Genomic DNA, 14,386 nt, shown 5'->3' on the forward strand with positions numbered 1-14,386 from the left:
AGATCACGATGGGGGCAGAATGGGTTCACAGACGGTTCGTGATTGTTGTTAGTCGTTGTTGGTCGTTGTTGGTCGTTGTTAGTCGTTGTTAGTCGATTGGTGCAAAGGCGGTTCATAATGGATTCGAAAACCATGAGTCGCAAACTCCCCCCCTTACCGAAAGGGATAATGGTGCAAAGAAGCCGCGCAGAGACCCCCACGCCCTCCCGCCAATAAAAATAGCCAGCCAGAATGATAAACCTCCGGCCGACTATTTTCTCTGATTAATCCTGCAGAAAGGCATGCGGCGAAACGTACACGAATCGCTCGCCCCGCGCCATGACATGCGCCTTCCGCTCGGGAAACCGCTCGTACATATAATCCACGAAGTGGCCCGGCTTCTCCGCGTTCACCGCGAACAGGTCATAATGCAGGGGAACCACGGTATCCACGCCGATAGCCCGGGCGAAATGCGCCGCTTCCCGGTAGTCCATGTTGCCGACGATCCCTCGTTGCTGACGGAAATAATCCCGCCCGTTAATCGGCAGCAGCGCGATGTCCGGCTTCAAGGCGCCAACCCGCTCGATCAACTCCGGATAAACCAGCGTATCTCCGGCATGGTAAAGCGTCACACCGTTCAGCTCCAGGACATATCCGACATACCGGGGGTTGCCGTCCGCATCCCGCTCCAACTGCTCATGGGCTGCTGCAATCGGCGTCAATCGCAGCTTGGAGAATAACTCCAGCGGCCGGCGGTCATCCGCGGTGAGAAGCCCCGAGTCCGGGATACCCATCTCCTGCAAGGCCGCCCTGCAGCTCGCCGGCGCGAGAATCGGCGCCGCCGGGCTGCTACGATGCAGCCAAGGCAGCGTCTTGACATCCATATGATCGTCGTGTTCATGCGTAATCAGGCAGAGATCGACGCCTGCTATCTCTTCCGGTGCGATCGGCGCCGGAAATGTACGCCGCCAATCGCCGGCGTCCAGATCGCCCGACAGATAGGGATCCACATAAATGGTGATCCCGTCCCCTTTTACGATCACGCTTTCCTGACCGAGATACCAAATGGCCAAGGTTCCGTGAGGGGGTTCCGTCCGGGCGATCTCCCGGATCAATGCGGCGCCTGTTCGATTTTGTTCTGTCATTGGGTTGAGGCACTCCTTGATCGTTAGGATCCCGCTACAATCGATCGAATCTTCTCCAGCGGCAGCTTCGGCTTGCGGTCATAAGTCAGCAGGCCGTTGATTTCCTGCTCCACGTCCGTCAGCTGGGTATAGCAAAAACCTTGAACCACCGGGGATTGCAGCATCGGTACGATAACATTCTGCAACCGCGTCGCAAAATCCTCCTCGTCTGTCGCTCCCGAATATCCCCAGCCTTCCCATTCGTTCGTCTTAAACGAAATTCCGCCGAACTCCGTAACCAATATGGGCTGCCCCTTGTATGGGAAGCCGGGCACCAGGATCATCCGATTGCCGGGTTTCACGGTCAAGGCGGTTTCGACGGTTGCATACCGCTCCTCCAGCACTTCCTTGCGCCATTCGTAATCATGGATGGTGACCAAATCCGTCGTGACCAGCTCCCATCCGTCATTGGAAATGACCGGCCGCGTCGGGTCCAGCGATTTGGTTAGGTAATACAGCGATAACGCATGGTGTTGCTGCTGTTCGTCGATCAAAATATTGGTTACGCCCCAGCTTTCGTTAAGCGGAACCCAGGCCACAATAGAAGGATGGTTGAAATCCCTCTCCACGGCCTGCAACCATTCGCGCGTCATCCGGCCGGCGTAACGCTCGGTAAACTGGTAGGCATTGGCCATCTCTCCCCAGACCAACAGCCCCAGCTTGTCGGCCCAATACAAATAGCGGGGATCTTCGATTTTCTGATGTTTCCGTGCGCCGTTAAAGCCCATCTCTTTCGTAAGCTCGACATCGCGGCGTAAATCGTCGTCACTAGGTGCCGTTAACAGCCCCTCGGGAAAATAACCCTGATCCAGCACCAGCTTCATATAGTAGGAACGATTATTTAGGTGCAGATTACCGGCTTCCACTGAAATTTTGCGCATCCCGAAATAACTTTGGACCGTATCCACAGCCATACCGTCGACCAGCAGCGTAAGTTCCAGGTCGTACAAGTTCGGTCGTTCCGGTGTCCACCAGCGCCCCAGCCCATGATCGTTAAAATCATCCAGATGAATCACCCGGCGCCCCGATTCGTGGCTTAAGGAGAAGCAGTCCTCCGCAACAAATTCACCGTTAAACGTGATGACAGCTTTCATGCTGGTCTTCACTGAGGCTTGATGTCCCGACAAAAACACCTCGAGACCGATATCGTTCTTGTCGATGTCCGGAATTAACTGGATCCGATCGATTCGCGTCTTCGGCACCGGCTCGAGCCAGACGCTTTGCCAAATACCGGTCGTCCGCGTATAGAAGATCCCCGCAGACTGGTCCTCCCAGTATTGCTTGCCTCTCGGCAGGGAGACGTCGCGACTGTAGTCTGTCGCCTTCACGACAACGGTATTCTCGCCTTCGGCGAGCACATTCGAGATGTCGGCCGTAAACGGCGTATGTCCGCCTTCATGCATGGCCACCAGTTGGCCGTTCACCCAAACCTTGGCTTCGTAATCGACGGCACCGAAATGCAGCAGCAGGTGTTCGGCTTGATAGGACTCCGGGACGGTAAAGGTTCTTCGATACCAAACCTGGTCATGCACCGCCGGATCGCCGATGCCGCTGAGTTTGCTCTGGTAGCAGAACGGCACGTTAATAGTTCGACTGAAATCATGCCCCTCGTGCCAACCCTCCCTTTCGCCGATGCCTTGATCGTCAAATTCAAACTCCCATTGACCGTTCAAGCTCATCCAGGCCTCGCGGACAAACTGAGGACGGGGGTATTCGCTGCGTAATTGCGGGTTTGTCATTTTTACGCTCCTTTAAATCTGCAAATAATATTTTTTGTTTTAATACATAATTTTTGTATCATTCAAGCTAAATATATCCACATCACCCCGTTTTGTCAACGTTTTCAATTTAATTTGTTAGGAATTATAACAGTTTTTCTGTTTTCCAAACTTTTTGTAACTAATGAGCTAACAAACAAAAAAAACCATCGTTCCAAAAGAAACGATGGTTTATCCAAAGCTTAGACACTCGATTGCGAGTCGTCATCTATCGTGTAAGCGACTTGAAGCACTAAATCCTGGTCGTAATCGCCAAATTGCTTGCCGAACAGATTCACGCCGCCTTTATGAATCGCATCCGGCTTAACGCCGATCCGCACGCGCAAGCTCGGCCGTTGGTCGAGCTGCAGATCACTGATGGTGATATCGGAGACTTTCTGCATGTCCAACGTCGTACGCTCGTGGTCAACCCGCCACGTTTTCAATAAGCCGTATTGCGTCGTCCAGTCTTCCCACCAGGGCGGATTTAAAGCGCCCCGCCGATCCCCGAAGTCGCCGGGACTCGTCCACATACCGATCTCCATCCCATTGAGCCAAACGGAGATGTCCGATGGCCAATCATTATCGTAGTTCGGCGCTTCAGAGCACATCTCCATTGAGAGCTCCAGCGACTGGATCCGCGCATTCTGCGGGATCTCCAGCGGGAACTGATACTCCACATACCCTTTGCGGAACCATAAAATCTGCGCCGCAACATGCTTAGGGTGATAGAAGCTGGCCGGCTCATCCTCCCGAATCAGCATGCCTTCGCTGGACGCCATCCCGCACGTAGGATGAACCTCACAATCGCTGTAATGACCAATTGGCATTTCGACCTCGTAGAACTTCATCCCATCTTTCGACGTCCGGATGCTCGTATTCAGCGAGATGAGAATATCGTCGTAATTCCGGCTGCACACCTTCATCGCCCCACGGACAGCCGGAAGCAGTTCCGTATGAATCAGCTTAGCTGACTCCAGCACCTTCACGTTGTTCGCAACCGTTGACACCGGCAGCCCCAGGCTCTCGGCAAGTTCTATAATATTCATGCTCCGCGTATTGAGCAGACGAAGAATGTCCACGCGGGAGCGTGTGGACAGAGCGTGAGCCACCTGAACCAGCTTATCCGGTTCGTGTATACCGACTTCCAGCATAGGATCCTCCGTATCGTATTCCCGAAAAATGATCTTACTTTCTTGACTTTACTACATAAAGCTGTAATAAATCAATATTCCTAAAGTTTATCATCATTCCGGGATCGTCAACGGCATGATATCGAAGAAATCCAATTCAAACTCCCCGCGGTCCTTGGCGAACCGCAGTGTGTTCTTCCCTTCCTTTAACTGAATCCTGGCGGTGGCCAGCCCCCAATTCTCCCATCCCTTCGGCAGGACGGAAAGCGTGACGGGGGTTCCCGAATTCACGCTTAGTTCAATATAGGATGCCTCACCGGCAGGACTCCCGTTCGCAGCTCTCACGAACAAGAGGTATTCTCCCGCTGCTGCTTGGACAGCGTACTCCGCATCACTATCCGCCGCCTCGAAACGCCCCGCCTTCTTCCCACTGGAGGCTGAAGCGCTAGTCAGCGCGGACACCCCGCCGCCAAAAGTCCCTTTCTCCGCTTCATAGCGAGTGCGGCGCGCTTCCCCTGAAGGCAGGGGCAACGGTAAGTTCGGGTCGACGGGAACGCCGAGGTTCGGGGTGTTATCCTCATTCCAGGTAAAGCGTTGCATCCGCACTTCCCGACTCCAGCCCGCGTCCTTATATTTGGCTACATGATAAACGATCCAATCCTCTTTGCCATCGGGAGACGTGGTGAAGGAATGGTGACCCGGGCCATACAACCCGTTCCCGGAGACGAAAATCGGCTCCTCCCTCTTATGCCAGGAAGCCGGGTTCAGCAAATCGCGGGTCACGTCCGCTGTGATTAACCCCAGACAATAATCATTGGTCCAACTGCCGCTCGCTGAGTAGACCAGATTAATCGTCCCGTTTCGAACCGCCACCTGCGGACCTTCGTTTACATGCGGCGAATGGTTGGTCTCCCAGGCATAGGTCGGTCGGGCGATTTCCACACGCTCCGAATCGATCGTCCACGGGTTGCTCATATGGGCGATGTATAGATTTTGACGGACATTTACCTCGCCTTCCCAACCGGACCAGATAAAATACAATTGTCCGTCCAGTTGCAGCACGGTGCCGTCAATCGCCCAGCGGTTGGTCGAGTCGGTGATTTGCCCTTTTTGTTCCCACACGCCTTGAGTCGGGTCGGCTGAGGTATTCTCCATCACGTACATGCGATGGTTCGCATTGTCTCCGTCATCCATGGCGTAGTAGATATACCAAGCGCCATCGATATAATGAAGCTCGGGAGCCCAGATGTTGTGGCCGCCCGTTGGGATGACCCTCCGGGGAGCCGCATCTACGCCGGTCAGGCTGGCGGATCTCCAGACCGTAACATCACCGCCGGTCGTCTTCGTGAAGTAATAATATCCGTCCGTATGTTTGTAAATCCAAGGATCCGCCCCGTTCTGCATCAGGAGGTTATAGAAATCATCCCGATTCGCTGCCCCGGCGCCGGAGCCGGCACACCCCACCTGCGACAGGAGAAACAGACAAATGGCGGGCAGCAGCGTTTTTCCGAATCTTCTCTTTTCCATGCTCATGCTCATCCTTTGATTGATCCGACGTAGACACCTTTGACAAAATACTTCTGCAAGAACGGATACACGACCAAAATCGGCACCGTGGACACGACGATCGCGCAATATTTCACCAGCTCGCGGAACGCGGTGGAACTCTGAGCACTGTCGATGACGACGCCACCCGCGCTGCCGATCGTCGTTGCCGTGGAATCGTTGGCGACCAAAATTTCTTTCATTAGCAGCTGCAGCGGGAACAACTCCCGATCCTTCAGCAGCACCATCGCGTTAAACCAAGAATTCCAGTTTCCAACTAAATAGTACAGGAATATCACCGCCAAAGTAGCCTTGGATAGCGGCAGAATCACCCGGATCAAAATGGCTGCCTGACTTGCGCCATCAATGGTGGCCGCTTCCTCCAGTTCGGCCGGCAGCGCCTGAAAACTTGTTCTTAAAATGATGATATTCCATGTGCTTAAAGCTGTCGGCAGTATCATCGCCCATAGATTGTTATACAAATGGAGGTCCTTCATCAGCAAAAACCACGGAATCAACCCGCCGCCGAAGAACATCGTGATCGTAATCAGAATCATGATGAAATTTTTGAAATACAAATCTTTTCTCGATAAAACGAAGGCCCCCATAATGGTCATGACCATATTGAGCAGCGTACCTAGTCCCACATAGATGATCGTATTTCTGTAACCGACCAGCAGGCTGTTGTCTTTAAAAACCAGCTTATATCCATCCAACGTGAACCCGAGCGGCTTTAGCAAGATTCCGCTATGCGCCATAAGGGCCGTCGGGTCGCTGACGGAAGCAAGTAAAATATGCAGCAGCGGATAAAAACAGATCAAGGTTATGGCTGTCAGCAAAATGTAGTTCATTGCGTCAAAAATGCGGTCCCCGGTCGTCTTCGGCTTCCAGTGCCGATGTATTCTTAGCTTTCGACTGGACATGGTCGCCCCCCTCTCTACCATAAGCTCACTTCCGATGTGCGTCTGGCGATCCGGTTGGTCGCCCAAAGCAGGGCAAAGTTGATCACGGCGCTAAACAAGCCGACCGCGGTAGAAAAGCTGAGACTGGCTTCCCTTAAACCCCTGCGGTAAACGTAAGAGGCGATAACGTCGGCCGTATCATAAGTGAGAGGATTGTATAGCAAAATGATTTTCTCGTATCCGGACGCCATCAGTCCGCCAATCGCGAAAATGAACAGGATGACGATGATCGGGGTAATTTGCGGCAGCGTAATGTACCACATCTTTTTGATTCTGCCGATGCCGTCAATCTCTGCCGCCTCATACAGGGCCGGATCGATCGAACTCATCGCGGCTAAATAAATAATGCTGTCCCAGCCGATGTTCTGCCAGATGCCGGAGAACGTGTAAATCGGCCTAAAAAAGGAGGAGTACCCGAGAAGCGAAGTGTATTCCTTGCCCGTAATCCACTGCACGACTTGCGTCACAACGCCTTCATCCGCCGTGAAGATATGGATGATCCCGCAGACGACCACCAAGGAAATAAAGTGAGGCATATACGTGATCGTTTGTACGGATTTTTTGAATTTCCCGTCGCGGATTTCGTTGAGCATTAATGCCAAAATAATCGGGGCAGTGAATCCGAAAACGATTCCCCACACATTGAGGAGAAGCGTATTTTTGATGACTCTCCAAAAGTACGGTCCCTGAAAGAAATCAATGAAGTGCTTAAATCCGACCCAGTCGCTTTCGGCGAATCCGAGCAACGGTTTGTAATCTTTGAAGGCAATGAGAACGCCCCACATCGGGCCGTAACAAAAGACGAGAAACCAAGCGACCACCGGAATGGCCAGTAAGTAGACGAACCAATTCTTCTTCAGATCCTTTTGAATCGTCTTTTTCGTGTTTTTAGGCTTCGGAACCCCGGCGGAAGGATCGATTTGACTTGATTTGCGGACGATCTCCATGAACGAATCACCTACTCTTCTTATTCCGAATTCTCTGAAACAATAACGAGGGGCCCAAGGCTTATTAACACCCGGTCACCCTCGTTATCTATCGCGCATTTCCTCAGGCTGTCCGTCCTGCGATTATCTGTTGTTATAACGGTCCAACGCCGCCTGATGAATGCTCAGGAATTCGTCCAGCCCCATCTTCTTGGCTTCGTCCAGGAACTTGTCATAAGCGTCTACCGGCAGCTCGCCTTTGATGATTTTGGCAAAATATTCGCCTCGGAGCGTGGACAACTGGTTGCCCAACTCCGCTTCCCGCGAGGCTTCTTCTTTCGTAAACGAAATCGGAGGTATCGCCGGGCTCGCGTCCATGTTCTCGGTCCAAACCTTTCTGATATCGCCGGAATAGCTGCCTTTGGCTACGATCAGTGCATTGGAATTGTGTTCGTCACGAATGTTCGGCCAGCTGTGTCTGCGGTACTTATCCAGTGCAACGGCCACCGGTTGGCCGTCGGGATCGTTGTACATGTAGCTATTTTCCGGATAATAAGGCTTGCCGTTCTCATCGATCAGATGTACCGTACCGTATTCGCCGTAGTTATAGATTTCCCAGCCCTTTTTCGTGTAGGCGAAATCCAGCCAGGCCATCGCCGCTTCAACGTTATCGGCCTGGGTCGTGACCGCGGCTTCGGTCCCCGTACGCTTGAAGTTCTTATACGTTGTTGCGGCTTTATCCCCTTTGTTCAGCACCGGGTTCAGTGCGCCAACGAAGTCAATATTGTTCTGTTCTTTCCAATAGCTCCACATCGTATCGGGCGAATCCATCATGACGGCGGTCTTGCTCGAAATGGCGCTGGACATTCTTTGGTTAAAGTCGGCCGTCGCCCAGTCTTTGTTCAGCAGCCCTTCTTTATTCCATTGCTGCATCATCGCCAAGTATTCCTTCGCCTTTGGTTGGGCCGGGCCCCAGGCCACCTTGCCGTTATTATCCAAGAACGTCCAGTCCCAAACGCCGTAGGCACCGTTCAAAATGCCGGTAAAAATCTGGCCATAGTTCGACCCGTAGTTCAGCGGTTCGCTGTAACCGACTTCCTTGGCTTTGGTTAGGAACGCATGCCACTCGTCAATCGTTTCCGGCACCGGAAGCCCCGTTTTGTCCAGCGCCTCCTGCTTGATCAGCATGCCGAACCACATCCATTCCGAATAAGGGGCAATGCCGTAGAAACCAAGCAGCTTGCCGCTATCGGTCACCGTCGTTTTTCTTCTCGTCTCGTCGGAATTCCGCCAGGCGGTGTAGTTCGGAGCATTCTTCTCCATCAAATCGGTCAGATCCAAATACGCGCCATCGTTGACGCCCGCCTCTAATCCTCCCGGATATCGGCCGGGTTCGATAATGATGTCGGGCAAGTCACCGGAAGAGATCATCAGGGTGAACGCATCCGCTTCCTGCCCTACCGGCGGGGTGATGAAGTTGACCTTGATCCCCGTCAATTTCTCCACTTGCTTCTGGATGGCGTGGTTGTTCATATCCGGAATATTGCGGTTGGCGGGCATCCAGACATCCAGCGTCACATCCCCTTTGAAAGGATAAGCGGAGTAGTCGTTCGGAATTTTCTCGTCAAAAATATCGCCCAAATAAGTATCGTTCAGCGTGGTATTGATTTCATTGATTTGCTCCGGAGTGGGCGTCGTATTCCCGCGGATGTCCGCGCTGATATCCATAAACGTCGTGTTGTTGCTCTGCGGCTCTTCGGACACATTCTCGGCGGTATCGTTCCGGGAAACATTGTTCGAACCGCCCCCGCTGCACGCGGCAATCATCGAGACCGCAAGAATCATCACGAAGAGAAGACCAAAGCTACGTTTCGATTTGTTGTTCATAGAACCCTCCCATAAATTAATCTCAAACTTAACGAACCCCCGATATCATCGCTGCTTCTCATCGCCCCTTTCGCATCGGTCCAGCCCCCTCCACCATCGCACACACTCCCAATAACCAATATTATTGTTTTATTACAATTATTTTGTATATTTGCGTTGATTATAATTCCGCAGCAACCTAATGTCAACGCTTTCATTTTACTGGTTCTTAATTTTCTTTCATGCATTCATGTGGTATGGCAGATCAAACGGTTAATTCCAAAAATATTGCAAATAATTTCACTTGTTTGTTTCTCCCGCGGGCCGTGGGATTGGCGTGCCAATGCCTGACGGAACCCCAAAATCCGGCATCCCGTCCGCTTTCCACCCGAAGCTTTGGAGTCTTGTGCTGCGGGGAGAACCCGCCGAGCGTTGCTGATGGGCCTCGGAATAATTATAAGCGTGGTAGACGATCCAATCTTCGGTGCCGTCTGGCGAAACGGTGAAGCTGTTGTGCCCCGGCGCATAGACTCCGGCCGACGGATGTTTGGCAAAGACAGGGCCGCTCTGTTTGATCCAGGAGTCGGCGTTCAGCAGGTCCGCAGTCTCCGGGATCCGCGTCATGCCGAGACAGTAATCGTCCGACCAGGTGGCGCTTGCCGAGAAGACGAGAAAAATCCAGCCGTTGCGCCGCAAGAAGACGGGCCCTTCGTTAATCGCCATCCCGCCTTGCTTCTCCCAAGGCTCCGTTGGAGCTGTAATCCGCACATTCGGACCTGTCAGCGTCCACGGATTGGTCATGCGGGCAGCGTAAATCGCCGATCCGTAATCGGGAAAGTGACCGTATCCGGAATAAAAGAAATACAGCTCGCCCTGGTGCTGCAGTACGGTTCCGTCCAGTCCCGGAAATTCCGTGTTCACCGCGCTTTTAAATCGCCACTCGCCATTCATCGGATCATCGCCCTTAAGTTCGAGCACACAGACGCGTCTCGTCTCGTCCCCGCCGCCGTCATTGGCCGTATAGTAGATGTACCAGCGCCCGTCGATGCAGTGCAGCTCCGGCGCCCATAGATTTCGGGAAAAAGGGCCGGTTGGCTCAGGAACCCATACGGTCTTCGGTTGAACCTGCCCCAGTCCGGTCAACGCCGGACTATGCCAAAGGGCGATCCGGTCGCCTAACGTGACCGACATATAGTAGCTTCCATCGAGATGCCGAATCACCCAAGGATCAGCACCGTTTGACAAAATCGGGTTCGCAAATGTTTTTGATTCCATACTCATCCTCCTAAACCTAAAATAGGTCCAAAATCACAACAAAATTTTGTTTTATTACAAACATTTTATTAAATTTTTATCACCTTAATCCCTTGTCGGCCGATTGTCAACGTTTTCATAGAGAGCGGAACAAAAAAAAGCTTATGCCAGCGCGCCTTTACGTGACATAAGCTTTTTTTGACGGCACTTCAGTCCTCTCCGTTTTTTAAAATTCACGATATCCTTCGTTCATTTTTCGAATAACCTCTAGCGGCACCTTGGGCTCCCTATTCCAGGTCAACAAGCCGCAGATTTCGGTTTCGGTATCCGTCAATTGCGTGTAACAATACCCTTGAACCAGTTGGGAAGACACGTAGGGATGAATCACGTCCACCAATTGGGCTATAAACTGCTCCTCGTTCTCCGCTCTTGGTTCCACTACAGGCGAGCTTGGCTCGACCTGGTAGTTGACTCCCCCGAATTCGGTACACAACACCGGCTCGCCTTGATAGGAAAATCCGGGGTTATAGATGAACTTACGCCCCTCGAGCCCCGGCATGTCGGTAAGGATATGGTCAATGCTCGAGTATCGCCGCTCCAATATCTCAGGGTCTCTACAATAATCATGCACCGTACATAAGTCCGATTTGCAATGCTCCCACCCGTCATTGGAAATCACCAATCTCGTAGAGTCAACCGATTTCGTAATATGGTACAGAGATTGCGCATGGTGCTGCTGTTTCTCGTTGTAATAGATATCCGCAACTCCCCAGCTTTCATTTAGCGGAACCCAAACGACGATGGAGGGATGATTGTAATCACGCTCGAGGACTTCTTTCCATTCCTCGATCATTCGATAAGCATACTGCTCATTGTAGACATAGGCAGCCGCCATTTCTCCCCAAACCAACACACCTAGCTTGTCACACCAATACAGGTATCGAGGGTCCGCCACCATCATATGCTTACGCATTCCGTTGAATCCCATTTCCTTACACAATTCGACATCACGGCGCAGCGCTTCTTCCGTCGGGGCCGTCAACAGGCTTTGGGGAAAATAGCCTTGATCCAGCACGAGCTTCATCTTATAAGGCCGGTTATTCAGGCATAGCTTCCCGCCATCGACCGAGATCTTGCGCATTCCGAAATAACTGTCAACTGAATCCACCGTCTGTCCGTCCACTTTCAGCTCAAAATGAACGTCGTACAGGTTGGGTTTCTCCGGCGACCACCACCGACCCAGGCCGTGATCGTTGAAATCCCGCAGATTGACGCGCCAGCTTTCGGTTCCGGCAAGGAGGCGTCTGCGTTCTTCAGCGATCACTTCTCCGGCAAATTCGATACGCGTATCCAATTCGATCCGGTATCGTTCATCCCAGCCATCAATAAAGGTTTGAATTTCGATTTCATTCGTATCCAGATGCGGCGTGAATCGAACCTTTTCCAAATAAACGTCATCCACAAACTCAAGCCAGACGGACTGCCAAATCCCGGTCATGTTCGTAAACCACATCACCTCTCCTTTGGCCTTCCAGTACTGCTTGCCCCGAGGAATCGTCAAATCCTGAAGATCATCCCGAGCCATCACGGTGATCCGGTTATCCTTCCCGGCAATCAGATCGCTGATCTCGAATGAAAAGGAAGAGAAACCGCCTCGGTGGTTGCCTGCCGGCATGCCGTTCACCCAAACCCGGCACTCGTAATCCACTGCACCGAAATGCAAAATCACTCGTTTCCCCGCATATTCATCAGGGATCGTAAAGGTTTTCTCGTACCAGACGCGCTCATGTACCCCTTTGTCCTCGATGCCGCTAAGCTCGCTTTGGTAACAAAAGGGCACGCGGATTTCCATTGGAAATTCCGCTGACCCTTGATGCCACTTCTCCTTAACCCCGAGATTTCGATCATCAAACGCAAACGACCACGATCCGTTCAGGCTGCGCCACGATGATCTGACAAATTGCGGACGCGGATATTCCGATCTAGGTTCTGTCATGGTAGTTCTAACTCCTCCTCTGGTCCAAACTTCCCTTCGTTAAATCGCCGGATCGTATCCAAAGGAAGTTTCGGTTCGCGATCAAAGGTTAGCAACCCGTTGATTTCTTGCTCCACGTCGGTTAATTGCGTATAGCAGTAGCCTTGGATTAACGGCGAATCGTGCATGGCCTGAATGACGGCCTTCACCCGCTGTTCGAAATCCTTAACATCGCTGGCTCCCGAGTACCCCCAACCGCTCTGAACTCCAGTCTGAAATGAAATTCCTCCAAATTCCGTCATCAAAACGGGTTGTCCCTCGTAACGGTAGCCCTTCACATACATATCCCGATTTTGCGGAGCGTCGAGCGCCGTTTCAATCCGGCTGTATTTTTGGGTTAAATCCTCGTAATCCCACCGATAGTCATGAATCGTACACAAGTCCGATTGCGCATGCTCCCAACCGTCGTTGGAAATAACCAGCCGCGTTGGATCCAACGATCTGGTGAAGTGGTACATCGCGATGGCATGCTGACGTTGCTGCTCGTCCACCTTCACGTTCGGGATCCCCCAGCTTTCATTCAGCGGCACCCAAGTGATGATCGAAGGGCTGTTGAAATCGCGATGAATGGCTTCGGCCCATTCGGCTGTAAACCTTTTCGCGTAATTCTCGCTGAAAGCATAGGCATTGGCAGCCTCTCCCCAAACGACGAGTCCCAATTTGTCGCACCAATACAGAAAGCGTGGATCTTCGATCTTCTGATGTTTCCGGACGCCGTTGAACCCCATGCGCTTGGTCAGCTCCACATCGCGTCGCAGGTCCTCATCGGACGGAGCCGTTAAGATCCCTCCCGGAAAGTAGCCTTGATCCAGAACGGCCTTCATATAAAACGGACGGTTATTTAGACACAGCTTGCCGCTGTCCACGGATACCTTGCGCATCCCGAAGTAACTACGGACTGAATCGAGCAATTCGCCGTTAACGAACACCCGGTATTCCACCTCATACAGATTCGGATGTTCCGGGCTCCACCATCGTCCCATGCCATGGTCGTTGAAATCATGCAGTTCGATCCGTCGCTTCTGCTCTGGGGCTGTCATCTTGCATTCATCGGCAACCAGCGTTTCTCCCTCAAAGGAAATGACGGTCTGCAGCGTGATTTCCGCCTGTTCCGTCCAGCCCTCCAGAGCGTAATGAATCCCGATTTCATTCCGGTCGATATCCGGATAATAATACACCTGGCGCAAATGAATCGGCGCTACCGCCTCCATCCATACAGGCTGCCAAATTCCTGTCGTCGAAGTATAGAAGATCAGTTCGGATTGTTCTTTCCAGTATTGCTTGCCGCGCGGCAAGGTGACGTCCTTGCTGAAATCCTGGGCACGCAACGTGATTGTGTTTGAACCGGACTCCCTCAGCGCATGGGTGATGTCCGCCTTAAACGGGGTATGTCCCCCTTCATGGGTTACCACCATCTGGCCATTCACCCAAACCGTAGAAGCATAATCCACCGCTCCAAAGTGTAAAATGATCCGCTTTCCCTTCATTTCCTCGGGAATATCGATCGTTCTCTTATACCATACGGTATCGTGGAATTCTGTAACACCGATTCCGCTTAACTCGCTTTGATAGCAGAAAGGCACACGGATCGTTTGTTCTAACTCCTTATCCCTATACCACCCTTCAGTTATGCCAACTTGCTGATCGTCAAACTGAAATTGCCATTCCCCGTTTAAGCTTAGCCACAAATCTCGCTCAAACTGGGGGCGCGGGTATTCCCCGCGCGGATTTATGCCGTTCATGTT

The 14,386-nt window shown here is 52.2% G+C and carries 10 protein-coding genes; all 10 read right to left on the reverse strand.

Features of this window, described 5'->3' with window-relative positions:
* Nucleotides 1–263: 263 nt before the first annotated feature.
* Complete coding sequence (locus BN3795_RS04760) at nucleotides 264–1,124, reverse strand: MBL fold metallo-hydrolase (protein WP_068783567.1); 861 nt, start codon at nucleotides 1,122–1,124, stop codon at nucleotides 264–266.
* Nucleotides 1,125–1,147: 23 nt separating this feature from the next.
* Nucleotides 1,148–2,902 (reverse strand): glycoside hydrolase family 2 protein, encoded by a 1,755-nt coding sequence (locus tag BN3795_RS04765; RefSeq protein WP_068783568.1) that lies wholly within the window; start codon nucleotides 2,900–2,902, stop codon nucleotides 1,148–1,150.
* Nucleotides 2,903–3,123: 221 nt separating this feature from the next.
* On the reverse strand, nucleotides 3,124–4,074 hold the full coding sequence (locus tag BN3795_RS04770; protein ID WP_068783569.1) for an ArsR/SmtB family transcription factor: 951 nt from the start codon (nucleotides 4,072–4,074) through the stop codon (nucleotides 3,124–3,126).
* 93 nt (nucleotides 4,075–4,167) lie between these two features.
* A complete protein-coding gene (locus BN3795_RS04775) occupies nucleotides 4,168–5,586 on the reverse strand; it encodes a family 43 glycosylhydrolase (RefSeq protein ID WP_068783570.1) in 1,419 nt (472 codons plus the stop codon).
* Nucleotides 5,587–5,588: 2 nt separating this feature from the next.
* Nucleotides 5,589–6,521: a carbohydrate ABC transporter permease gene (locus BN3795_RS04780; protein WP_068783571.1), complete on the reverse strand. Its 933-nt coding sequence runs from the start codon at nucleotides 6,519–6,521 to the stop codon at nucleotides 5,589–5,591.
* A 14-nt stretch (nucleotides 6,522–6,535) separates the two neighbouring features.
* Nucleotides 6,536–7,507 (reverse strand): ABC transporter permease, encoded by a 972-nt coding sequence (locus BN3795_RS04785; protein WP_068783572.1) that lies wholly within the window; start codon nucleotides 7,505–7,507, stop codon nucleotides 6,536–6,538.
* 123 nt (nucleotides 7,508–7,630) lie between these two features.
* A complete protein-coding gene (locus BN3795_RS04790) occupies nucleotides 7,631–9,373 on the reverse strand; it encodes an extracellular solute-binding protein (RefSeq protein WP_068783573.1) in 1,743 nt (580 codons plus the stop codon).
* Between the two features lie 279 nt (nucleotides 9,374–9,652).
* Nucleotides 9,653–10,627, reverse strand: a complete 975-nt coding sequence (locus BN3795_RS04795; protein WP_068783574.1) for a glycoside hydrolase family 43 protein — start codon at nucleotides 10,625–10,627, stop codon at nucleotides 9,653–9,655.
* A gap of 205 nt (nucleotides 10,628–10,832) precedes the next feature.
* The gene (locus BN3795_RS04800; RefSeq protein ID WP_068783575.1) at nucleotides 10,833–12,602 is read right to left on the reverse strand and encodes a glycoside hydrolase family 2 protein; all 1,770 of its coding nucleotides are present in this window, start codon (nucleotides 12,600–12,602) and stop codon (nucleotides 10,833–10,835) included.
* Nucleotides 12,599–14,383, reverse strand: coding sequence for a glycoside hydrolase family 2 protein (locus BN3795_RS04805; RefSeq protein WP_068783576.1), 1,785 nt, complete (start codon nucleotides 14,381–14,383; stop codon nucleotides 12,599–12,601). The genes BN3795_RS04800 and BN3795_RS04805 overlap by 4 nt, the downstream gene beginning before the upstream one ends.
* Between the last annotated feature and the right edge of the window lie 3 nt (nucleotides 14,384–14,386).

Origin of the sequence: Paenibacillus phocaeensis (assembly GCF_900021165.1) — a bacterium.
Taxonomy (GTDB): domain Bacteria; phylum Bacillota; class Bacilli; order Paenibacillales; family Paenibacillaceae; genus Fontibacillus; species Fontibacillus phocaensis.

What these genes read in the sequence shown, in the direction of transcription:
- BN3795_RS04760 (WP_068783567.1), bottom strand. Translation starts at nt 1,124, where the DNA reads ATGACAGAACAAAATCGAACAGGCGCCGCATTGATCCGGGAGATCGCC.
- BN3795_RS04765 (WP_068783568.1), bottom strand. Translation starts at nt 2,902, where the DNA reads ATGACAAACCCGCAATTACGCAGCGAATACCCCCGTCCTCAGTTTGTC.
- BN3795_RS04775 (WP_068783570.1), bottom strand. Translation starts at nt 5,586, where the DNA reads ATGAGCATGGAAAAGAGAAGATTCGGAAAAACGCTGCTGCCCGCCATT.
- BN3795_RS04780 (WP_068783571.1), bottom strand. Translation starts at nt 6,521, where the DNA reads ATGTCCAGTCGAAAGCTAAGAATACATCGGCACTGGAAGCCGAAGACG.
- BN3795_RS04805 (WP_068783576.1), bottom strand. Translation starts at nt 14,383, where the DNA reads ATGAACGGCATAAATCCGCGCGGGGAATACCCGCGCCCCCAGTTTGAG.
- BN3795_RS04800 (WP_068783575.1), bottom strand. Translation starts at nt 12,602, where the DNA reads ATGACAGAACCTAGATCGGAATATCCGCGTCCGCAATTTGTCAGATCA.
- BN3795_RS04770 (WP_068783569.1), bottom strand. Translation starts at nt 4,074, where the DNA reads ATGCTGGAAGTCGGTATACACGAACCGGATAAGCTGGTTCAGGTGGCT.
- BN3795_RS04795 (WP_068783574.1), bottom strand. Translation starts at nt 10,627, where the DNA reads ATGGAATCAAAAACATTTGCGAACCCGATTTTGTCAAACGGTGCTGAT.
- BN3795_RS04785 (WP_068783572.1), bottom strand. Translation starts at nt 7,507, where the DNA reads ATGGAGATCGTCCGCAAATCAAGTCAAATCGATCCTTCCGCCGGGGTT.
- BN3795_RS04790 (WP_068783573.1), bottom strand. Translation starts at nt 9,373, where the DNA reads ATGAACAACAAATCGAAACGTAGCTTTGGTCTTCTCTTCGTGATGATT.